This is a genomic window from Blautia sp. 210820-DFI.6.14 (genome assembly GCF_020558815.1).
GTDB lineage: Bacteria > Bacillota > Clostridia > Lachnospirales > Lachnospiraceae > Blautia_A > Blautia_A obeum.
On the sequence record NZ_JAJCKS010000032.1, the window covers coordinates 1 to 21,660 of the forward strand.

Here is a 21,660-nt window from a genome sequence, read left to right on the forward strand (position 1 = left end):
TATGAGTCATTGGGACAGGTGGCTTAAAAGTTTCGTGAAGAAAAAGTGTAAAGGACTATTGACAATATCATTGGTGCTGGGCATAATACCCAACACCAAGTTTGTCTACAGTCTGAACCACCGGCTTAGCCGGTGGTTTGTTCTAGCCCTATAAGGGCTTGTTACCGGCACTGAGTCTAAAGACCCACCGAATGGTTCGCCAGCCGCAACATCACTTCTCTACTGAGCCCCTTGGGTTCTTCTATTTGTTTTGCTTTACCGGCTCACCCGTAAACGGGTCAACATACTCTTTTAGCGTCATTTGATCATATTCCAAATCTTCTTTTAGCTGATTTTGAATATACTCTTGTATCTTCTTTGCATTTTTACCTACAGTGTCTACATAATATCCCCTACACCAGAAATGTCTATTTCCATACTTATACTTTAAATTTGCATGTCTTTCAAATATCATCAGCGTGCTCTTTCCCTTGAGATATCCCACAAAATTTGAAACACTCATACTTGGCGGTATACGTACTAGCATATGTACATGATCCGGACATATTTCTGCCTCAATGATTTCTACACCTTTTCTTTTACATAACATACTTAAAATATTGGCAATGTCCTGTTTTAATTCTCCATATGCTACTTTTCTTCGAAACTTTGGTGCAAACAAAATATGATACTTACATTCCCATCTCGTGTGTGATAAACTATTAACGTCCACTTGGACTACCTCCTTTGCTTTACTTGGTTGGCGAACCGAAGTAATTATAGCACTGGAGGTTTTTTACTGTAAGCTAAAGCATCTGTTGTCCCCCTGCATAGCAGGGGGGTATTAAAGATGCCAATCGAGTAGGAGGCGGTGACTAACCGCCGTCCTCTCACACCACCGTGCGTACCGTTCGGTACACGGCGGTTTCAATAGTTGATGTGCACAGACTGATAGGCTGTGGCTAAATCATAAAAGCCACTGTCTATCAGTCTTTCTTTTGTCATTGCCATGTTTACTGCAACTGTATGCGTTGCGAACCAATGTCCACGTCGGGTATTACCCGCTTGCATTGCCAAGTCTTCGGGTACTCCCATCTTGATAAGGTTACCTACCTTCGTCCTCGGTTTCTTCCACTGTTTCCATATACACATACGTATTCTGTGATAGAGCCATCCGTTGATGTCATCTATGTTGTTCTTCATACTTGCAATTCCGTAGTAGTTAAGCCATCCCCTCGCATACACCTTGATTTTCTCAAGGCTTGGCTTGATTGACTGACATCGCTTACGGGATGATAACTCCTTCAGTCTGGACTTAAACTTCTTCCATGGCTTCGGATGAACTCGGACATAAATGCCTTTTCCGTTCCTTCCCAATGCAAAGCCAAGGAATTTAAAATTTCGGATTGCAAATACGCTGACAGTACAACTCTTTTCTACTACAATATATTTATGGTTAATAACCCTTACAGCCAGTAAGGAATTATCCATCTTGTTGCTTAAGCTGTATAATGATGGAGCAATCGGTATATCGTCTTCCTTTCTTGGACTTCGCGTCCGCAACCGAGACTGATAACCAGCTCCTCATTCGCAGCATTCGTTTTATGCAGGTTGAATCGCCATAGGTGCATTCGTGTCACACCACAGTAGATTGAATAGGCAATGAGTAAAACTGGTACTTATCCATTGCAATAATTTTAAGGAGTGACAAATTTATGAACGCAGTAGGTATCGATGTTTCAAAAGGTAAAAGTATGGTTGCTATTATGCGACCTTTCGGTGAAGTTGTTGCCACACCTTTTGAAATCAAACACACAACCAGTGATATCAATTCACTTGTAAAATTCATCAACTCTGTTGAAGGCGAATCCCGAATTGTAATGGAGCATACCGGACGCTATTATGAAGTCCTTGCCCATCAACTTTCTCAGGCAAACATTTTCGTCAGTGCTATCAATCCAAAGCTTATCAAGGATTTTGATAATGATTCCCTTCGTAAAGTGAAATCCGATAGAGTAGACGCTATTAAGATTGCCCGATATGCACTTGACAAGTGGCAAAATCTAAAACAGTATAGTGTTATGAATGAATTACGCAATCAGCTCAAAACCATGAACCGTCAGTTTGGCTTTTACATGAAGCACAAAACGGCTATGAAAAATAACCTTATCGGCATTCTTGATCAAACCTATCCTGGCGTTAATACTTATTTTGACAGTCCTGCACGTAGTAACGGCAGCCAGAAATGGGTTGATTTTGCATCAACATACTGGCACGTGGACTGTGTTCGTAAAATGTCCCGAAATGCTTTTATTAACCATTATCAAAACTGGTGCAAACGCAAGAAGTACAACTTTAGTCAATCGAAGGCTGAAGAAATCTATGGAAAAGCAAAGGAGCTTGTTCCTGTACTTCCAAAGGATGAAATAACCAAACTTATCATCAAGCAAGCTGTTGACCAACTCAACAGTGCCTCTACTACTGTTGAGTCGCTACGCACTCTTATGAACGAAACTGCATTCAAGCTTCCTGAGTATCCTATCGTTATGGCAATGAAAGGTGTTGGTCCTTCACTTGTTCCTCAGCTGATGGCTAAAATCGGTGATGTTTCTCGCTTTACCCATAAAGGTGCTCTTACTGCATTTGCAGGTGTAGATCCTGGCGTTAACGAATCCGGAACCTATGAACAAAAAAGCGTTCCTACTTCAAAACGTGGTTCTTCTGACCTACGAAAAACCTTATTTCAGGTAATGGATGCTTTAATTAAAACCAAACCACAGGATGATCCTGTGTATCAGTTCTTGGACAAGAAACGTGCTCAAGGCAAACCCTATTATGTCTATATGACGGCTGGTGCAAACAAGTTTCTAAGAATCTACTATGGTAGAGTGAAAGAATATCTTTCATCCCTTTCAGAATCTTAATTATTCGCTATACTTTTCAGACCAGCACAGATGTGGTGGTCTTGTTTTGATACCTATTTTTCAACTTGTATAAAATTTTCAATTTTCATGAATTTAGCCTTGACTTTTTATTTGCAGGCTCGGTCATACTCAAGACTCCTACTGATTCGGTCCTTCACCTCTCGGCTACTATGACCTCTGCTGACTTCTGTGCGTTCAGCATTGCTTTATGCAATGGTTACCTCTTTCAAGGCGTACCGCACAGACCTCCCTAGGTACCACACGTTTCTTCCTCTCCATCCATCTGCCTCATCTATCACGCATGATTCCGTGTAGTTATTGGGCTTCAACGTGTGTAGCAGTCTTACCCTCATGCATGACCTCATATGAGATTTCTGTCCGTCAGACCAGAGATTTGCCCGTGAGTTAGTATTTTCCTCACATCCAGCTTCCTTCAGATTCCACCTCGCGATGGACACCCTTGCCTTCGGCTATATCCTTCCCACTACCGGATGGATTCGGGGCTTTAACCCGTTAGAAACGTGCGCCGCTAGGCGCACTACAAAAAAAGCACCTCTTAGATTAACTCTAAGAAGTGCTCTTACTTCATTGCCCAAACCTGTGCCCTTTCACCTGAAATTCGTCATGCTTCATAACGATTCATCATTCTCCCAAATTTTGTTGTCAAATTGTTGTCAAATGCGGTCTGACAGCATGGTTTTAGACATTTTATATTTAATTTTAGTACAGCTTTGCACCAGCCGGAATATGGTTATCAACCATCAGAAGATGCAGTTCTTCATCCTCTGAATCCTTCAGGTTATTCACTGCTGAAAGCAGCATACCGCAAGACTCGATTCCCATCATCTTTCTTGGCGGAAGGTTGGTGATTGCGATCAATGTCTTACCAACTAATTCTTCCGGCTCATAGTAAGAGTGGATTCCGCTTAAGATCGTGCGGTCTGTACCTGTTCCGTCATCCAGTGTGAACTGAAGGAGCTTCTTGCTCTTCGGAACTGCTACACACTCTTTAACCTTTACAGCACGGAAATCTGACTTGCTGAATGTGTCGAAATCAACAGCCTCTTCAAACAGTGGCTCAATCTTTACATTAGAGAAATTGATTTTCTCATTCGGAGTAAAGAATCCGTTGTTGTCGTTGGCAGCCGGAGCTTCGTCAGCATCTGCTTTGGATGCATTCTTGTCGGAGTCAAGGGACTTCATTGTCGGGAACAGCAGTACGTCTCTGATTGCCTGGCTGTCTGTAAGAAGCATAACCAGACGGTCGATTCCATATCCGATACCACCTGTAGGCGGCATACCAATCTCCAGTGCGTTCAGGAAGTCTTCATCTGTGTGGTTTGCTTCCTCATCACCGGCGTCAGCAAGAGCATCCTGTGCTTTGAAACGCTCTCTCTGGTCGATCGGGTCATTCAGCTCGGAATATGCGTTACACATTTCCCATGTATTACAGAAGAGCTCGAAACGCTCTACCTTGCTCGGATCAGAAGGTTTCTTCTTGGTCAGCGGAGAAATTTCGATCGGATGATCCATGATAAATGTAGGCTGGATCAGTTCTTTCTCACAGTACTCCTCGAAGAACAGGTTGATGATATCACCCTTCTTGTGGTGTGCCTCATATTCAATATGATGCTCGTCAGCAAGCTTTTTAGCTGCCTCATCATCTGCTACTTCATCAAAGTCGATTCCTGCATATTTCTTAATTGCTTCGTTCATTGTCATTCTGGCGAACGGCTTACCAAGGTCGATTTCCACACCATTATAAGAAATCTTAGTGGATCCGCACACTTTTTCTGCCAGATAACGGAACATGGACTCTGTCAGTTCCATCATTCCCTCATAATCTGTATATGCCTGGTAAAGCTCCATCAGAGTGAATTCCGGGTTGTGACGTGTATCAACACCCTCGTTACGGAATACACGGCCAATCTCGTAAACTCTTTCAAGTCCACCAACGATCAGTCTCTTCAGATAAAGCTCCAGAGAGATACGAAGTTTAACGTCTTCGTTCAGTGCATTGTAATGTGTCTCAAACGGTCTTGCAGCTGCACCGCCGGCGTTGGAAACCAGCATTGGAGTTTCGACTTCCATGAAGTCACGTCCTGCAAGGAAGTTACGGATCTCTTTGAGGATCTGGGAACGTTTGATAAATACATTCTTGCTGTCCTGATTCATGATAAGGTCTACATATCTCTGACGATAACGGGTATCTGTGTCAGTCAGTCCGTGGAATTTCTCCGGAAGGATCTGTAAACTCTTTGTCAGCATAGTCATTTTTTCAGCATGGATAGAGATTTCGCCTGTTCTTGTTCTGAAAGCAAAGCCTTCCAGACCGAAAATATCACCAATATCAGATTTTTTGAAATCTGCATAGGATTCTTCTCCGATTGCATCTCTTGCCACATAGACCTGAATATTGCCCTGCAGATCCTGAATATTACAGAAAGAAGCTTTGCCCATGACACGTTTGAACATCATACGACCGGCGATTGCTACGTGGATCGGGTTCGCATCCATGATTTTTCTTCTTTCTTCATAGTCCTGTTTGAGGACTTCTCTTGCCTGTGCTTCATCAAGACCTTCTACATCTGGAGTCTTGTGGTCTTTTAAGATCTCTGCCTCATGCGCTTCATAGAGATTCTTTACCTCAAGTGAGTGATGTGTCTGGTCAAATTTTGTGATCTGAAACGGGTCCTTGCCATTTGCCTGCAAATCTGCAAGCTTCTCACGACGAACCTTCAGCAGCTGGTTTGTATCCTGCTTCTTCTGCTCTGCCACTTTGTTGGCCTCCTTCTGTTTTTTGACTTATTTAAACGTTTCTCTGGATCTCCAGAACCTTGTATTTCATGATTCCCATTGGCATTTCTACATCAACAACATCTCCTGTATGTGCACCGATCAGAGCTTTTCCTACTGGAGATTCATTGGAGATCTTACCTTCCAGGCTGTTCGCTTCTGTAGAACCAACGATCTTTAATTCCATATCTTCATCGAATTCATAGTCATGTACTTTAACCTTGCATCCAACGTTGATCTTATCAAGATCTACTTCATCTTCTACAACGACTTCTGCATTTTTAAGGATTTTTTCGATTTCTTCGATTCTTGCTTCAATGTCTCTCTGCTCATCTTTTGCTGCATCATATTCAGCATTCTCAGAAAGGTCACCCTGTTCTCTTGCTTCTTTGATCTTACCTGCAACTTCTTTTCTTTTTACTACTTTTAAATCATGCAGCTCATCTTCCAGTTTTTTAAGACCTGCATATGTTAATAAATTCTTCTTTTCTTCCATAATCCTTACACCCTTTCAAAATAGCCGGATATTTATTGGATATACATTCCCGGAATAATTGCTGTCTACATAACTTCTCAAAACATCATACCTCAAAACGGGCAGACTTATTCTAGGATATTCACAATTTCTGTATTATACCCAAATCTGTATACCTTGTCAAGAACCAAAAAAGCCGGAATTCCGCGATTAACCGCGAATTCCCAGCTTCTGTAATTTTCCTTGTTTTATCTCTGAACAGTAACATCCAGCAGCTTTTCCAATTCTTCATAGCTGCTGACCAGATTAGAATCTCTGCGCAGCCCTGCACTATGTCTCATTCCTGAAGTATACCATGCAATATGCTTACGCATTTCACGGATTCCGGTAAATTCACCTTTCAGTTCGATCTGCATTCTTGCATGACGAAGAATCATCTCTCTGATTTCTTCCCAAGATGGACGCGGAAGCAGCTCTCCCGTAGTAAAATAATGGTTCATCTCACGGAAGATCCATGGATTTCCTCTCACTGCGCGACCAATCATGATCCCATCACAGCCTGTCTCACGCACCAGTGCTTCTGCTTTCTTTGGAGAATCCACATCCCCGTTTCCAATGACTGGAATAGATACCGCTTCTTTGATCCTGCGGATCGTATCCCAGTCCGCTTCGCCTGCATAATACTGCTGTCTTGTTCTTCCGTGGACCGCAACTGCAGCTGCACCGGAATCCTCAATGATCTTTGCAATCTCCACTGGATCTACCGGATATCCCTCAAAACCAATACGAATCTTCGCCGTTACCGGTTTCTTCACCGCACGAGAAACTTTTGTCACAATTTCCCGGATCAGTTCCGGATTTTTAAGCAATGCAGACCCCTCTCCGTTGTTGACTACCTTCGGGACCGGGCAGCCCATATTGATATCCAGGATATCAAATGGCTGTTCTTCGATACTTTTTGCAACTTCTGCCATCAGATCCGGCTCACTTCCAAAAATCTGCATGGAAACCGGATGCTCCACCGGATCGATCTGCATAAGAGAGATTGTATTTTTATTATGAAAAGAAATCGCCTTTGCACTGACCATCTCTGTGCACAACAGACCTGCCCCCTGCTCCTTGCAGAGAATACGGAATGGAAGATCCGTAACTCCAGCCATTGGTGCCAGAATAAAAGGATTCTCGATCTCTACAGAACCAATTTTCCACTTCATTTTCATAAGTGTTTCCATAGATCAGCTTTCCTTACCTATCATTTCGCCATCATCTTCGATGGTCTCACCAAGGAAAAATACCTTATAATACATTTCCAGAGACTGCAGAAGTTCTCTTTTTTCGGTCTGCAGCTGTTTGATCTTAAGAACACTTCCAATATCATCATACATGGCATCGGAATCCAGTGCCTCTGTTTTGAACTGCAGACTGCCATTATCATCAAACTCCAGTGTCAGGATTCCGCCGATATCTTCGGTATAAAGGACACACATGATATGCAGTTCCTGTTTGATCGATTCCGGAAGAGAATCAAAATCCTGATTAAAATAATATTTCTGCTCATAAGCGCTTGCACCGCAGAGCACAACATTTTCCTGATACATATAAAAACTCCTTTGTTAAATATGTTCCTGTCCGCAGCAACTTAAATATAGCTGTACAATCCTCTTACAGACACTTCTCCGGAGCACACTTTACGAATCTCTCCGCTCTGCACACGCACCAGAAGTGCTCCATCTTTATCGATTTCCAGAGCCACGCCTTCATACGGGCTGATCTTATCCAGAACGCGGACCGGCTGGCTCTTATTTGCCAGCAGCATGTTATAATCATCCAGCATCATGGAAAGATCGCAGGTTTGGACAAATTTCTCATAATTGATTTCAAATTTCTCCATAACAAGCCCGATCAGACGGTTTCTGTCGTATGTTTTTCCCGTTTCCAGGTACAGAGAGGTCGCTTTGTCTTTCAGTTCATCCTGAATTTCTTTCAGATTTACATTCAGTCCGACACCGATCACCACTTCTCGGATCTTTCCATCCTGCACTCCCATTTCTGTCAGTATTCCGCAGATTTTCTTGTGGGAAACGACCACATCATTCGGCCATTTGATAGAAACTTCCACACCAAGCTCGCACACTGCCTGCGCTACGCTCAATCCCATTACAAGTGTCAGCATAGACGCATATTGCGGTTCAAATTCCGGTTTCAGAAGAATGGACATCATCACTGAACTTCCCTCCGGTGCCATCCATTTACGTCCCAGCCTTCCCTTACCGGCAGACTGAAATTCTGCAACTGCCAGTGTTCCGTGTTCCGCATTTTCTTTTGACATGCGCTTGCACCACTCATTTGTGGAATCTGTTTCCTTTGCAAAATGGACGGTTTTGCCCGCCCATTTTGTGTTTATCTCTTTTGAAATTGTTTCTTCATTATAGATTGTAGTTATCATTTGTTCTCCGGCTCTCCAAGAGTTGCCACCATAACTGCTTTGATCGTATGCATACGGTTTTCTGCTTCATCAAATACATGAGACTGTGCAGATTCAAATACTTCATCTGTCACTTCCATATCTGTCAGGTTGAAACGTTCTCCCATTTCCTTGCCAATCTTTGTCTTGAGATCATGGAATGCTGGCAGACAGTGAAGGAAGATTGCTTTTTCCCCTGCATTTTTCATAACATCAGCAGTTACTTTGTATGGTGTCAGGTCTTTGATACGCTCTTCCCATACTTCATCCGGCTCACCCATAGATACCCATACATCTGTATAGATTACATCTGCATCTTTTGTTCCTGTCTGTACATCTTCTGTCAGAGTCACACTTCCACCGGAAGCCTCTGCATAAGTCTTGCACAGATCTACAAGTTCCTGATTCGGGAAGTATTTCTTTGTTGTGCATGCTACAAAATGCATTCCAAGCTTGGAGCATGCGATCATCAGTGAGTTACCCATGTTATAACGGGCATCTCCCATGTATACCAGACGGCGGCCCTTGAGATCTCCAAAATGCTCACGGATGGTCAGCATGTCTGCCAGCATCTGTGTCGGATGATATTCGTTTGTCAGTCCGTTCCATACCGGAACGCCTGCATATTTGGCCAGTTCTTCAACAATATCCTGTCCAAATCCTCTGTATTCGATTCCTTCATACATTCTTCCAAGAACTCTTGCGGTATCGGCAATACTTTCTTTCTTGCCGATCTGAGAACCGGTCGGATCCAGATATGTACTGCCCATTCCAAGATCATGAGCAGCTACTTCAAATGCGCAACGTGTTCTGGTGCTTGTTTTCTCAAAGATCAGGGCAATGTTTTTGCCTTTATAATATTCATGAAGCTCTCCTGCTTTTTTCTTTGCTTTTAATTCAGCAGCGAGATCGATCATGTAGGTGATCTCTTCTGGTGTAAAGTCTTTCAGCGTAAGAAAATTGCGTCCTTTTAAGTTCATAACAGTTACTCCTCTTTTTTCGTGTTTCTTTATAAAAAATTATTCTTCTGTTTTCTTATCCTCAACAACGATCTCTTTCAGAGATGATGCAAGTCCTGCCAGTCCCTGGATCTCAGACGGGATAATGATCTTGGTAGCCTTACCATCTGCTGCCTTTCCAAATGCTTCCAGGCTCTTCAGTGTAAGTACTGCCTGATCTGCCCCGGCTTCACGGATCATACGGATACCTTCTGCATTGGCTTTCTGAACTTTCAGAACTGCCTCCGCCTGTCCTTCAGCCTCTTTGATCATACGTTCTTTCTGCGCTTCTGCTTTCAGAATCGCAGCCTGTTTCTCAGCTTCCGCATCAAGGATTGCAGATTCTTTTTTACCTTCTGCAACAAGGATCGTAGATTTTTTCTCACCTTCTGCGCGGAGGATTGCTTCACGTCTTTCACGCTCAGCCTTCATCTGTTTCTCCATAGCTTCCTGGATTGCTGCCGGCGGAATAATATTTTTCAGTTCCACACGATTTACTTTGATTCCCCACGGATCTGTTGCCACATCCAGGGATGCACGCATCTTAGTGTTGATAACTTCACGGGAAGTCAGCGTTTCATCCAGTTCCATGTCACCGATGATGTTTCTAAGGGTTGTCGCTGACAGATTTTCGATTGCCATGATCGGATTTTCCACACCATATGCAAAAAGCTTTGGATCTGTAATCTGGAAAAACACAACAGTATCGATCTGCATTGTTACGTTATCTTTGGTAATAACCGGCTGTGGTGGAAAATCCACAACCTGCTCTTTCAGATTGACTCTTCTTGCCACACGGTCAATAAATGGTGTTTTGAAATGAATACCTGTGTTCCATGTTTCTTTGTATGCCCCAAGACGTTCTACAACGATTGCATATGCCTGTGGCACAATACGGATACAGGATGCCAGGATCCAGAGTCCAAGTACGATGAGTACTATAAAAATAATAATTCCTGCCATGTTACTTACCCTCCTTTTCTTCTTTCACAATCAGTTTTACTCCCTGAACAGCTTCAATTGTTACAACTGTCTGTTCCGGAATCGTTACTTCATCAGAAGATGTTCTCGCCATCCATTCAATATCATTGATACGGACCTGCCCTGTCTGTTCCAGATTATTGATCTTCTGAATCACAACAGCTTTTTCTCCGATCAGGCTGTTTACATTGGTCTTTGGCACCCCCTTATTCATATATCGAACTGCCAGTGGTCTTGTAAAAATCAGCAGGACCAGTGAAATGACTAAAAACAGGATCCACTGCACCAGTATACCTACACCTGCGCCTGACGCAATCGCTGCGACCAGTGCGCCTCCTGCAAACCAGATCGTAGTCAGCCCTACCGTGATTGCCTCGATCACAAGAAAGACCGCCAACACGATCAGCCACATTAAAGGTTCCATCTTATCCCCTCCTCTGCCTTGCCGCCTCATACATGAGTATTCCGGCCGCCATAGCTGCATTGAGGGATTCCACCTGCCCACACATCGGGATCCGTATCAGACAGTCTGCTGCATCCGCTGCCTGGTCTGTAAGGCCCTTTCCTTCGTTTCCGATCAGAAACGCAGTTCCGTCCTCATAGGATTCCCTGTCATATGAATTTTTACCCTGTAAATGTGCGGCAAAAAAGCGGATTCCTCTTCCCTGAAGTTTCTGTTTTAATGATACCACATCTTCCACATAGAAAAAAGGAATTCTGTAAACAGATCCCATCGTTGCACGAATTACCTTTGGATTTGTAATATCCACACAGGTTTTTGTCAGGAAAACCCCACTCACTCCGGCACCTTCTCCGGTCCGGATGATCGTCCCTGCATTTCCAGGATCTTGCAGATCCTCCAAAACCATAAGAAGTGGTTTTTCCTCTTTCAGAAGATCTTCCAGTTCGTAAGAAGGCTGTCGGAGTACGGTAAGGATTCCCTGTGGCGTCTGTGTATCACACATCTGCCTGAACACACCGTTCTCAACTGCATCCCAGGAAAATCTCCGTACCTTTTTCATTACTTCTTCATCTTCGAGCATTGATTCTGCCACATAGATTTTCTCAATCCAGTCATCCGGTGCCTCCAGGAACATTTTTCTTCCTTCTGCAATGAAAAGTCCCTGTTCTCTTCTCGCCTTTGCCTTCTGATTCAGCTTTATTATATTCTTAACCTGTGTATTCTGTGCACTGGAAATCATTCAGTTACTCCTTTAATCCAGAACGGAGGCCGCCTGACGGTGGCCTCCGCTGTAAAAACGTCGTATTTTTATTTTTTGTAGTTATGAGAAAGAGAGTTACATACTTCCCACATATATGGGGATACATCTTTCTGCATAGCAAGTGCTTCGTTAATATCGAAGTCCATGAATTCACCATGACGATATCCAACAACTCGACAGGATTTACCCTGTACAAGAAGGTCTACTGCAAGTGCACCCATCATAGATGCATATACACGGTCCTTACATGTCGGGTTACCACCACGCTGCATGTGACCAAGAATTGTAGCACGTGTCTCAATACCTGTAGCTGCTTCAATACGTCTTGCCATAGCCTCAGAATGACCGATACCCTCTGCATTTACGATGATATGGTGTTTCTTTCCGGATTTACGGCTTGCGATAATGTTGTTGATCAGCTTCTGCTCATCATAGTCATATTTTTCAGGAATCAGGACATCCTCTGCTCCATTGGCAATACCGCACCACATTGCAAGGTATCCTGCATTACGTCCCATAACTTCGATAATACTGCATCTTTCGTGAGATGTGGAAGTATCACGAACTTTATCGATTGCCTCCATTGCTGTATTTACTGCTGTATCAAATCCGATTGTATACTCTGTGCAGGCAATGTCCAGGTCAATTGTTCCCGGAACACCGATTGTATTGATTCCAAGATTTGCCAGCTTCTGTGCACCTGCAAAAGAACCGTCTCCACCAATTACTACCAGTCCGTCGATTCCGTGTTTTCTGCAGATTTCTGCACCACGCTGCTGTCCTTCCGGTGTACGGAATTCTGCACATCTTGCTGTATAAAGAATTGTACCACCGCGTTCGATCGTATCTGATACGTCTCTGGCAGTCATATCAACGATTTCTTCATTAAGAAGACCATTGTATCCTTTATAAATGCCTTTTACATTCAGTCCGCTGCTCAGTCCTCGTCTTACAACAGCACGGATCGCAGCGTTCATTCCCGGAGCGTCACCGCCACTTGTAAGCACACCGATGGTTTTTATCTGTTTCTCTGCCATGATTCATTCCTCCATCTCCAGATTTCCTCTTATAGCTTGCATATAATAGGAAACCTTGTTATCTGTTCTACACATATTCGTTGTATAGTGTAAAGCATTTTTAGAAGTTTTTCAATACTCTTTCCACAACTTTAACGTTGGAATCACCATATTTTTTCTTTAATTCTTCTAACAGAAAATCGCTGATCTGCACATGGTGTCCTGCCGGAAGACGTTTTATCGCCTTCACATCTTTGAGGTAGATTACTACCGCAGAAGTTCCCCCTGAACCTCTCAGATAGTTCAGAAGTTCCTGCTCTTTCTGTGCATAATCCTCACGGTCTTTAAACTGAATCCAGATTTCTCGTGGTATATCATCAAAAGCGCGTACTTTTTCCAAAATTAGCTTACTCGGCTTATCATCTTCTGCATTGACACGTCCCTGGATAAAGACTCGCGCATCTTCATTGATCAACGTCTGCCATTTCTCATAATCTCTCGGGAATACAACGATCTCCACAGTTCCCATCAGGTCTTCTACCGTCAGGAACGCCATCACCTTATTGTTTCTTGTATACTTGATCGTCTTCTCTGTGATCATACCACCAATGATCACTTTCTGACCGTCATAAACCTTCGGAATACCAGTTTCATCGTCCGGCTGGAAATCAATCGTTCTCGCTGAGATCATCTTCTCCATGATACTTCTGTATTTTTCCAGTGGATGACCACTCAGATAAATTCCAAGAACCTCTTTTTCGAAGCCAAGGATCATATCCTTATCATATTCTTCCACATCCGGCATCCGGATCTCATAATCTTTTTTATCTTCTTCACCAACCAGATCAAACAGACTCATCTGTCCTGCAAAAGAATTCTTCTTTTCCTGCGCGATGCTGTCCACGATCTGTCCATATACCACCATTTTCTGCCGACGGTTTCCCTCCAGACAGTCCAGTGCTCCGGCTTTGATAAAGTTCTCAATCGCACGTTTATTTACCGTACCGGTCAGTCTCTCGATAAAATCCTTCAGCGATCGATATTCTCCGTTTGTCTCCCTCTCTTCCACCAGGGCATCGATCACTGGTCTTCCCACACTCTTGATTGCAGAAAGTCCATAACGGATTGCACCATTATCCACAGAAAATCCATAGGCTCCGCGGTTCACATCCGGCGGCAGGATCTTAATGTTCATCTTCCTGCATACCTGAATATACTCTGCCACTTTGATCGGCATTTCAATCACAGATGTCATAAGAGCAGCCATGAATTCGACCGGATAATAATATTTCAGAAATGCCGTCTGATAAGAAACTACAGCATACGCTGCCGCATGAGACTTATTAAATGCGTATTTTGCAAAATCGATCATATCGTCATAAATCTTATTTGCCGTCTGCTCCGGAATTCCATTGGCAATACAGCCTGGTACGCCTTCCGCTTCGTTTCCATAAACAAAGTTCTGACGCTCTTTCTCCATGACTGCTGCTTTTTTCTTGGACATTGCACGACGTACCAGGTCGCTCCGTCCAAGTGTATAACCTGCCAGATTACGCACAATCTGCATAACCTGCTCCTGATATACGATACATCCATATGTCGGTTTCAAGATCGGCTCCAGCTGCGGACAGTCATATTTGATCGTATCCGGGCGATTTTTTCCCCGGATATACTGCGGAATAAAATCCATCGGCCCCGGACGATACAGGGAAATTCCCGCAATCACATCCTCCAGACTCTGTGGTTTCAGTTCCTTCATGAAGTTCTTCATTCCTGCACTTTCCAGCTGGAACACTCCATCCGAATGACCTGTTCCAAGAGAATCCAGTACCTTCTTATCATTATAATCAATATGCTGCATATCCAGCTTCACACCGGTATCCTGTTCTACCAGATGTACCGCATTCTGGATAACTGTCAGTGTACGAAGTCCCAGAAAGTCCATTTTCAGAAGTCCCAGTTCTTCCAGAGTTGTCATTGTAAACTGGGTAACGATCGAACCATCCGATGCTCTGGAAAGCGGTACATATTCTGAAACATCCTTCTGACTGATCACAACACCTGCTGCATGCATGGAAGTATGGCGTGGCAATCCTTCCAGACGTTTCGCTGTATCGATCAGTTCATGGATTTCTTTATCCTCTTCATATACCTTCTTAAATTCCGGATTCATCTGCAGAGCTTTGTCAATCGTGATATTCAGCTCCTGTGGAATCATTTTGGCGATCGTATCCACCTGTGCATAAGGCAGATCCATCACACGTCCGACATCCCGGATAACGCCTCGCGCTGCCAGTGTACCAAACGTAACGATCTGAACGACACAGTCATCGCCATATTTTCTTCTGACGTAATCAATAACTTCCTGTCTTCGTTCAAAGCAGAAGTCAACATCAATATCCGGCATGGATACTCGTTCCGGGTTGAGGAAACGCTCGAACAGCAGATCATAACGAATTGGATCAAGCTGTGTGATGCCCAGTGTATGTGCAACCAGGCTTCCCGCTGCTGATCCACGTCCCGGTCCGACCATGATATCATGATCACGGGCATATTTGATAAAATCCCACACGATCAGGAAATAGTCAACGTATCCCATGTTCTTGATCGTCGTCAGTTCATAATTCAGCCTCTCTTTCAATTCCTCGGTCACTGGCTGATAACGTTCTTCCAGTCCTTTGAAACAAAGCTCATTTAAGTACTCCCAGGAAGTATATCCTTCCGGAACGCCAAATTTCGGCAGCTTGGTTACACCGAATTCAATCTCTACATGACAGCGCTGTGCAATCTTATGCGTATTTTCCAATGCTTCTGTCGCATATGGAAAAAGACGTTCCATCTCTTCCGGAGATTTTACATAATACTGACCGCCCTCATAACGCATACGATCCTGATCTGCCAGTTTCTTACCGGTCTGCAGGCAGAGCAGGACATCATGTGGCTGGGCATCCTCTGCAAGGGTATAATGTACGTCATTTGTTGCAACCAGATCAATTCCGGTCTCACGGTGCATCTTAAGAAGCTGCTGGTTTACATTCTGCTGTTCCGGAATACCATGATCCTGTAATTCCAGGAAAAAATTTCCTTTTCCAAAGATATCCTGGTACCGAAGTGCGGCCGCTTTTGCATCTTCATACATACCTCTTGTAAGGAATCTTGCCACTTCACCTGCAAGACACGCACTCAACGCAATGATTCCCTCATGATATTTCTCCAGAAGCTGCAGATCCACACGCGGTTTATAATAAAATCCTTCCACAAATCCCTTGGAAACGATCTTCATCAAATTACTGTAACCCTGGTTGTTCTCTGCCAGAAGAACCAGATGGTAATAACGGTCTTCTCCACTTCCTGTTTCACGGTCAAAACGGGATCCCGGTGCAACATAAACTTCACAGCCCAGGATCGGATTGATTCCCGCAGCTCTTGCCGCACGGTAAAAATCGATCACGCCGTACATCACACCATGGTCCGTAATAGCCGCACTGTCCATGCCAAGTTCTTTGACACGGTCCACATATTCTTTTATTTTATTCGAACCATCCAGAAGACTGTATTCTGTATGGACATGAAGATGTGTAAAGTTCATACTCTCATCCTTTACCTGTTATTTCACCAGATAGATCCTGCGGTCCTTGATCTGAATTTTTCCTTCTTTAAGAAGATGTCCGACTGCACGCTTAAATGCATTTTTGCTTAAGCCAAATTCTCTGCGGATCACTTCCGGTGAAGCCTTGTCATCAAAAGGAAGTACTCCTGCAAATTCTTCAATGATCTCCAGAACATTTTCCGCATCTTCGTTGATCTGAAGATATGCTTCCTGACGGTCACTGACATCCATCTTTCCATCTTCTTTGACTCTGGTCACACGCAGGTCAAGAACAGTACCAGGACGATATTTACCTTTTGCTTCTCTTGCAGGGATCAGTGCAGAATATTTATTATCGACTGCAACAAATACTCCAAAATTCTCGCTGATCTGGTATACACGGCCTTTTACCTGGTCACCTTCTTTATAAGGTGTTTCTTTGGACAGGTAAGGATAAACTTTCATAGTTGCACAGAGACGGCTGCTTTTATCCACATAAACAGCTACCAGACATTCCTGCCCCTCAAAGATACGAGTTGTCTGCTCATGATATGGAAGCAAAAGATCTTTTTCCAGTCCCCAGTCAAGAAATGCTCCGATTCTTGTTACCTGTTTTACTTTCAGAAGTCCTGCCTGCCCCACCATAAGAAGTGGTTCATTTGTTGTCGCGATCAGACGATCCTGAGAATCTTTATAAATAAAAACTTCCAGTTTATCTCCTGCTTTTGTCCCTGCCGGAACCTGTTTGGCCGGCAAAAGTACCTGATGCTTTGTATCTGCATTCATATCTTCTGCAAGATATACGCCAAACTCTACGGACTTCACAATCAGTAACGTCTGTTTCTTTCCTAATTCGATCATATTTTTCCTCCAATTTTATTTAAACTCAACAACTGCATACGGTTCACCCTTCTGATCATTCAGAAGAACTGTTGTTTTATTTTCATCTACTGCTCTTGCCGGACAGATCACATCATTCAGTCTCGCCTGCTGCTTATATTCCGCACGCATCTGATGTATCTTGAAATTCTCCGGCAGATAATCCATTGCCATCTGTACATACTGACAGTTATTTACATGATGGTTCGTATCCAGATGATGTTTCTGCACAGCAAAAGAATCCTGCTGCTCATAATCTTCCGGAAGTACAATTTTACGCGGTGCATATTCCATATCCAGTTTCGATTCCATCTTCCCGTCTTTTCCTTTGTAAGCATCTGTATCTTTCGCTTCCAGACGGACTGGCAGTCCGTTTTCCGCATCAATATAAGTCCAGAAAGTATTGGCATACGCCAGACGTTCTCCGCCCTCTGTTTCCATTGTAAAATTACGGAATCCCATAAATCCACGGAATCCATATGCCCAGGTAGATGTTTTGATTCGTTCTCCCATATATGGATAACGATCTACAACCACCTGCCATGCCGACAATACCCAGATACGTTTCCATTCCTTCAAAATATCGATTCCAAGTCCGACTTCCTCTGACTGAAAGGTACTGCAGTCCTGAAAATAATTCAGGATTCCCGGCAGTGTCAATAATCCATTTTCTCCAATTTCACTGTAGCGGACACGTCCACTGAAACTATATGCCATGCATTCACTCTCCTTGTAAAAAAAAAGCACCTCTTCCGAGGTGCTCAACTTAGCAGGGCTACAAGGATTCGAACCTTGAACTGACGGAGTCAGAGTCCGTTGCCTTACCGTTTGGCGATAGCCCTTTATTTGTTTTCGCTCGCTCATCGCTCGCGACGAATGTTATTATATTACAGACATTCAAAAAAAGCAACCCCTTTTTTTAATTTTTTTTAAATTTCTCCAAATTTTTTTTCTTCTTATATTATGTAAAATTTTAATGCCGTTCTACGGGAATAATGGTATAATGAAAACTACTATTTACAGTAATAAGCATAATAAGTTCACCTTAGCAAATAAAAAAGGAGAAATCAGATGAGAGCAACTAATCTGACCCTGCTCACCGATTTATATGAATTAACCATGATGCAGGGCTATTTTAAGAACCCAACCAATCAGACTGTAATTTTTGATATGTTTTATCGTGTCAATCCATGCGGTGGCAGCTTTGCGATCACAGCAGGTCTGGAACAGATGATCGAATATATTGAAAATCTTCATTTTACAGACGATGATATCGAATATCTCAGAAGCCTTCATATCTTTGAAGACGATTTTCTGGAATATTTAAGATCTTTCAAATTTACCGGAGATATTTATGCAATTCCGGAAGGAACTGTCGTATTTCCTCGAGAACCACTCGTCAAAGTAATCGCTCCGATCATGGAGGCACAGCTTGTAGAAACCGCAATCCTGAATATCATCAATCATCAGAGTCTGATCGCTACCAAAGCAGCCAGAGTCTGCTATGCAGCCCGTGGGGACGGAATCATGGAATTCGGCCTGCGTCGTGCACAGGGTCCGGATGCCGGTATCTATGGTGCTCGTGCAGCTGTCATCGGTGGATGCGCAGGAACTTCCAACGTACTGACCGGACAGATGTTTAACGTACCGGTTCTGGGAACACATGCCCACAGCTGGATCATGAGCTTCCCAGATGAATACACAGCTTTCAAAACGTACGCCAAAATGTATCCAAATTCCTGCACACTGCTGGTAGATACTTATGATGTCCTGAAATCCGGTGTTCCAAACGCGATCCGTGTCTTCGAAGAAATGAGAGAAGAAGGTATCAAACTTACACACTATGGTATCCGTATTGACAGCGGTGACCTTGCGTATCTTTCCAAAGAAGCCTACAAGATGCTGGCTGCTGCCGGATTCGATGATGCTACCATTTCCGCATCCAGTGATCTGGACGAATATCTGATCGACAGTCTTAAGACTCAGGATGCCAAGATCAATTCCTGGGGTGTTGGAACCAACCTCATCACGAGTAAAGATAATCCGGCATTCGGTGGTGTATACAAACTAGCTGCAGTCAAAGATGCAGACAGTACAAACTTTACACCAAAGATCAAACTGTCCGAAAACACCGAAAAAGTCACAAATCCGGGCAATAAGACAGTTTACCGTATCTACAGCAAGTCTACCGGCAAGATTAAGGCCGACCTTATCTGCCTGGCTGATGAAGTTTTTGATCCAGACGAAACCATGATTATTTTTGATCCTGCAGATACCTGGAAAAAGACCAAAGTTCTGGGCGGCACCTATGAACTCCGTGAACTTCTGGTTCCGGTCATCCGCGAAGGCAAACGTGTCTATACTTCTCCTGAAGTTATGGATCTGCGTGAATACTGCCAGAAAGAGCAGAATACCCTGTGGGATGAATCCCGCCGTCTTGTAAATCCGCAGAAAGTATACGTAGACCTTTCTCAGAAATTATATGATCTCAAGAAAAATCTGCTCGAAGAAATGAGTGAAAAGGCTCTCGACTGATCAAGTGTTGCACTATGGCAGTTTAACGCGTTAATTTCCTTTATTTTTTTCAGATAACGTGCTATACTGTTATTCAGTCGAAAAAAATGTTCCTGCACAAAGGAACCATGGAGGAAATATACAATGTCTATCAAGATTAATCATGAACTTCCAATTCCGGAGGTTCTGAAAAATGAGTACCCGCTCAGCAACGAACAGAAATCAATCAAACAACAGCGTGATGAAGAAATCCGCCGTATTTTCACAGGTGAATCCGATAAATTCGTCGTTCTGGTCGGACCATGTTCTGCAGATAACGAAGATACCGTATGTGAATATGTAAATCGCCTGAAAAAAGTTTCTGACAAAGTTTCCGATAAATTAATGATCATCCCACGAGTATATACAAACAAGCCTCGAACTACCGGTGATGGCTACAAGGGAATGCTCCATCAGCCGGATCCGGATAAGGCACCGGATCTCCTTGCCGGAATCATTGCAATCCGCAAAATGCATATCCGCGTACTTCAGGAAACCGGTCTTTCTTCTGCAGATGAAATGCTCTATCCGGAAAATCGCAGCTACCTGGATGATGTTCTTTCTTATGAAGCAATCGGTGCACGTTCCGTAGAAAACCAGCAGCATCGTCTGACTGCCAGCGGTATGGATATCCCGGTTGGTATGAAGAATCCTACCAGCGGTGACCTGTCTGTTATGCTGAACTCCGTAATCGCTGCCCAGCATCCACATCATTTCATTTACCGTGGATGTGATGTGGAAACAAGTGGTAATTCTCTGGCACACACGATTCTCCGCGGCGGCGTTGATAAATATGGCCAGACAATCCCTAATTATCATTACGAAGATCTCATGCGTCTTTATGACTTATACAGCAAAAAAGATCTGCAAAATCCGGCCGTTATCGTGGATGTCAACCATTCTAACTCCGGCAAACAATACAAAGAACAGATTCGTATTGTAAGTGAAGTGCTTCACAGCCGCAACTACAATCCTGATGTAAGAAAACTTGTCAAGGGTGTCATGATTGAAAGTTATCTGCTAGAAGGCCGTCAGGATATCAGCGACCATATGACTCCTGGCTGTTCTATCACCGATCCTTGTCTGGGATGGGAAGATACAGAACGTCTGCTCTATGATATTGCCGAAAAATGCTAAAGGGGGCTCAGCCCCCTTTTATTGTTCCATTTGACGTCCAAGAAATCCTGCTGCTGTTTTTACCAGCATTTGCTCCGAATTTCCAAATCTTTCTCCTGCACTTTTTCCAACCAGCGCCACAGAACCAATCGCATCACCGGAACAAATGATTGGCTGTACGATCAGCTCTGATGAGGATTCTTTCTGATTTTCCACAAGCGGCAGTATTTTTCTTTCTCCTGTATGATAACATTTCATTTCTCTCTCCGTGATCACTCGATCCAGTTCTTTACTGATTGCCTTTCCCATCAGTTCCCTGCTGCCCTGTCCGGATGCGGCAACCACCTGATCATGATCCGTAATACATGCGATCATACCTGTTGTCTGTGCCAGCGATTCTGCATATTCTTTTGCAAAAACACTCAACTCTCCAATTGGGGAGTATTTCTTTAAGATCACTTCCCCCTCTTTATCTGTAAAAATTTCAAGCGGAGTTCCTTCTTTAATCCGTAGTGTACGCCGAATCTCCTTTGGAATAACAACTCTTCCAAGATCATCAATGCGCCGGACGATTCCTGTAGCTTTCATGTGCTTTATGTTCCTCCTGTTGTTTTTCCGTATTTTATATCTTCTCCTGAATCTGCCCCAGGTGATGTATGGATATTAT

General features: G+C 43.5%; 18 protein-coding genes, 1 tRNA gene and 1 pseudogene. 3 read left to right on the plus strand and 17 right to left on the minus strand.

What is annotated here, in order from left to right:
• Positions 1–241: 241 nt before the first annotated feature.
• Positions 242–712, minus strand: coding sequence for an IS200/IS605 family transposase (tnpA, locus tag LI112_RS15785; protein ID WP_055056864.1), 471 nt, complete (start codon positions 710–712; stop codon positions 242–244).
• 194 nt (positions 713–906) lie between these two features.
• A pseudogene (locus LI112_RS15790) lies at positions 907–1,416 on the minus strand (group II intron maturase-specific domain-containing protein); the annotation flags it as partial.
• A gap of 278 nt (positions 1,417–1,694) precedes the next feature.
• On the opposite strand from LI112_RS15790, the gene LI112_RS15795 reads away from it, so the two are divergent.
• Positions 1,695–2,903: an IS110 family transposase gene (locus tag LI112_RS15795; protein ID WP_055056863.1), complete on the plus strand. Its 1,209-nt coding sequence runs from the start codon at positions 1,695–1,697 to the stop codon at positions 2,901–2,903.
• A 720-nt stretch (positions 2,904–3,623) separates the two neighbouring features.
• On the opposite strand, the gene lysS is transcribed toward LI112_RS15795, so the two are convergent.
• The 14 genes from lysS to LI112_RS15865 form a co-directional block, all read right to left on the minus strand.
• Positions 3,624–5,681 (minus strand): lysine--tRNA ligase, encoded by a 2,058-nt coding sequence (lysS, locus tag LI112_RS15800; protein WP_055066648.1) that lies wholly within the window; start codon positions 5,679–5,681, stop codon positions 3,624–3,626.
• 31 nt (positions 5,682–5,712) lie between these two features.
• Complete coding sequence (greA, locus tag LI112_RS15805; RefSeq protein ID WP_005421536.1) at positions 5,713–6,195, minus strand: transcription elongation factor GreA; 483 nt, start codon at positions 6,193–6,195, stop codon at positions 5,713–5,715.
• Between the two features lie 227 nt (positions 6,196–6,422).
• Complete coding sequence (gene dusB, locus LI112_RS15810; RefSeq protein WP_044924615.1) at positions 6,423–7,388, minus strand: tRNA dihydrouridine synthase DusB; 966 nt, start codon at positions 7,386–7,388, stop codon at positions 6,423–6,425.
• A gap of 21 nt (positions 7,389–7,409) precedes the next feature.
• Positions 7,410–7,772: a DUF6145 family protein gene (locus tag LI112_RS15815; RefSeq protein ID WP_022387804.1), complete on the minus strand. Its 363-nt coding sequence runs from the start codon at positions 7,770–7,772 to the stop codon at positions 7,410–7,412.
• Positions 7,773–7,813: 41 nt separating this feature from the next.
• Positions 7,814–8,620 carry a biotin--[acetyl-CoA-carboxylase] ligase gene (locus tag LI112_RS15820; protein WP_005421531.1) on the minus strand — a complete coding sequence of 269 codons (807 nt, stop codon included), beginning with the start codon at positions 8,618–8,620 and terminating at the stop codon, positions 7,814–7,816.
• A complete protein-coding gene (argF, locus tag LI112_RS15825) occupies positions 8,617–9,618 on the minus strand; it encodes an ornithine carbamoyltransferase (protein ID WP_022387805.1) in 1,002 nt (333 codons plus the stop codon). Before argF ends, LI112_RS15820 begins: the two co-directional genes overlap by 4 nt.
• A 39-nt stretch (positions 9,619–9,657) precedes the next feature.
• Positions 9,658–10,599: an SPFH domain-containing protein gene (locus tag LI112_RS15830; RefSeq protein ID WP_227191061.1), complete on the minus strand. Its 942-nt coding sequence runs from the start codon at positions 10,597–10,599 to the stop codon at positions 9,658–9,660.
• Between the two features lies 1 nt (position 10,600).
• Positions 10,601–11,041, minus strand: coding sequence for an NfeD family protein (locus LI112_RS15835; RefSeq protein ID WP_227191063.1), 441 nt, complete (start codon positions 11,039–11,041; stop codon positions 10,601–10,603).
• A 1-nt stretch (position 11,042) separates the two neighbouring features.
• The gene (locus LI112_RS15840) at positions 11,043–11,819 is read right to left on the minus strand and encodes an RNA methyltransferase (RefSeq protein WP_117628723.1); all 777 of its coding nucleotides are present in this window, start codon (positions 11,817–11,819) and stop codon (positions 11,043–11,045) included.
• Between the two features lie 68 nt (positions 11,820–11,887).
• Complete coding sequence (gene pfkA / locus LI112_RS15845) at positions 11,888–12,877, minus strand: 6-phosphofructokinase (protein ID WP_227191065.1); 990 nt, start codon at positions 12,875–12,877, stop codon at positions 11,888–11,890.
• Between the two features lie 100 nt (positions 12,878–12,977).
• Complete coding sequence (locus LI112_RS15850) at positions 12,978–16,445, minus strand: DNA polymerase III subunit alpha (RefSeq protein WP_227191067.1); 3,468 nt, start codon at positions 16,443–16,445, stop codon at positions 12,978–12,980.
• A gap of 18 nt (positions 16,446–16,463) precedes the next feature.
• The gene (locus LI112_RS15855) at positions 16,464–17,306 is read right to left on the minus strand and encodes a S1 RNA-binding domain-containing protein (RefSeq protein WP_005421509.1); all 843 of its coding nucleotides are present in this window, start codon (positions 17,304–17,306) and stop codon (positions 16,464–16,466) included.
• Between the two features lie 15 nt (positions 17,307–17,321).
• Positions 17,322–18,041: an acyl-[acyl-carrier-protein] thioesterase gene (locus tag LI112_RS15860; RefSeq protein ID WP_129796078.1), complete on the minus strand. Its 720-nt coding sequence runs from the start codon at positions 18,039–18,041 to the stop codon at positions 17,322–17,324.
• A 53-nt stretch (positions 18,042–18,094) separates the two neighbouring features.
• Positions 18,095–18,166: transfer RNA gene (locus LI112_RS15865), tRNA-Gln, on the minus strand.
• 229 nt (positions 18,167–18,395) lie between these two features.
• On the opposite strand from LI112_RS15865, the gene LI112_RS15870 reads away from it, so the two are divergent.
• Together LI112_RS15870 and LI112_RS15875 are read left to right on the plus strand one after the other, a co-directional pair.
• Complete coding sequence (locus tag LI112_RS15870) at positions 18,396–19,859, plus strand: nicotinate phosphoribosyltransferase (protein ID WP_227191069.1); 1,464 nt, start codon at positions 18,396–18,398, stop codon at positions 19,857–19,859.
• A gap of 123 nt (positions 19,860–19,982) precedes the next feature.
• Positions 19,983–21,014 (plus strand): 3-deoxy-7-phosphoheptulonate synthase, encoded by a 1,032-nt coding sequence (locus LI112_RS15875; protein ID WP_227191070.1) that lies wholly within the window; start codon positions 19,983–19,985, stop codon positions 21,012–21,014.
• Between the two features lie 18 nt (positions 21,015–21,032).
• On the opposite strand, the gene spoVT is transcribed toward LI112_RS15875, so the two are convergent.
• Positions 21,033–21,581: a stage V sporulation protein T gene (gene spoVT / locus LI112_RS15880; protein ID WP_005425540.1), complete on the minus strand. Its 549-nt coding sequence runs from the start codon at positions 21,579–21,581 to the stop codon at positions 21,033–21,035.
• Between the last annotated feature and the right edge of the window lie 79 nt (positions 21,582–21,660).

What these genes read in the sequence shown, in the direction of transcription:
- argF (WP_022387805.1), bottom strand. Translation starts at nt 9,618, where the DNA reads ATGAACTTAAAAGGACGCAATTTTCTTACGCTGAAAGACTTTACACCA.
- LI112_RS15820 (WP_005421531.1), bottom strand. Translation starts at nt 8,620, where the DNA reads ATGATAACTACAATCTATAATGAAGAAACAATTTCAAAAGAGATAAAC.
- LI112_RS15840 (WP_117628723.1), bottom strand. Translation starts at nt 11,819, where the DNA reads ATGATTTCCAGTGCACAGAATACACAGGTTAAGAATATAATAAAGCTG.
- LI112_RS15815 (WP_022387804.1), bottom strand. Translation starts at nt 7,772, where the DNA reads ATGTATCAGGAAAATGTTGTGCTCTGCGGTGCAAGCGCTTATGAGCAG.
- LI112_RS15855 (WP_005421509.1), bottom strand. Translation starts at nt 17,306, where the DNA reads ATGATCGAATTAGGAAAGAAACAGACGTTACTGATTGTGAAGTCCGTA.
- greA (WP_005421536.1), bottom strand. Translation starts at nt 6,195, where the DNA reads ATGGAAGAAAAGAAGAATTTATTAACATATGCAGGTCTTAAAAAACTG.
- LI112_RS15835 (WP_227191063.1), bottom strand. Translation starts at nt 11,041, where the DNA reads ATGGAACCTTTAATGTGGCTGATCGTGTTGGCGGTCTTTCTTGTGATC.
- dusB (WP_044924615.1), bottom strand. Translation starts at nt 7,388, where the DNA reads ATGAAGTGGAAAATTGGTTCTGTAGAGATCGAGAATCCTTTTATTCTG.
- LI112_RS15795 (WP_055056863.1), top strand. Translation starts at nt 1,695, where the DNA reads ATGAACGCAGTAGGTATCGATGTTTCAAAAGGTAAAAGTATGGTTGCT.
- LI112_RS15860 (WP_129796078.1), bottom strand. Translation starts at nt 18,041, where the DNA reads ATGGCATATAGTTTCAGTGGACGTGTCCGCTACAGTGAAATTGGAGAA.
- pfkA (WP_227191065.1), bottom strand. Translation starts at nt 12,877, where the DNA reads ATGGCAGAGAAACAGATAAAAACCATCGGTGTGCTTACAAGTGGCGGT.
- spoVT (WP_005425540.1), bottom strand. Translation starts at nt 21,581, where the DNA reads ATGAAAGCTACAGGAATCGTCCGGCGCATTGATGATCTTGGAAGAGTT.
- LI112_RS15870 (WP_227191069.1), top strand. Translation starts at nt 18,396, where the DNA reads ATGAGAGCAACTAATCTGACCCTGCTCACCGATTTATATGAATTAACC.
- LI112_RS15875 (WP_227191070.1), top strand. Translation starts at nt 19,983, where the DNA reads ATGTCTATCAAGATTAATCATGAACTTCCAATTCCGGAGGTTCTGAAA.
- LI112_RS15830 (WP_227191061.1), bottom strand. Translation starts at nt 10,599, where the DNA reads ATGGCAGGAATTATTATTTTTATAGTACTCATCGTACTTGGACTCTGG.
- LI112_RS15850 (WP_227191067.1), bottom strand. Translation starts at nt 16,445, where the DNA reads ATGAACTTTACACATCTTCATGTCCATACAGAATACAGTCTTCTGGAT.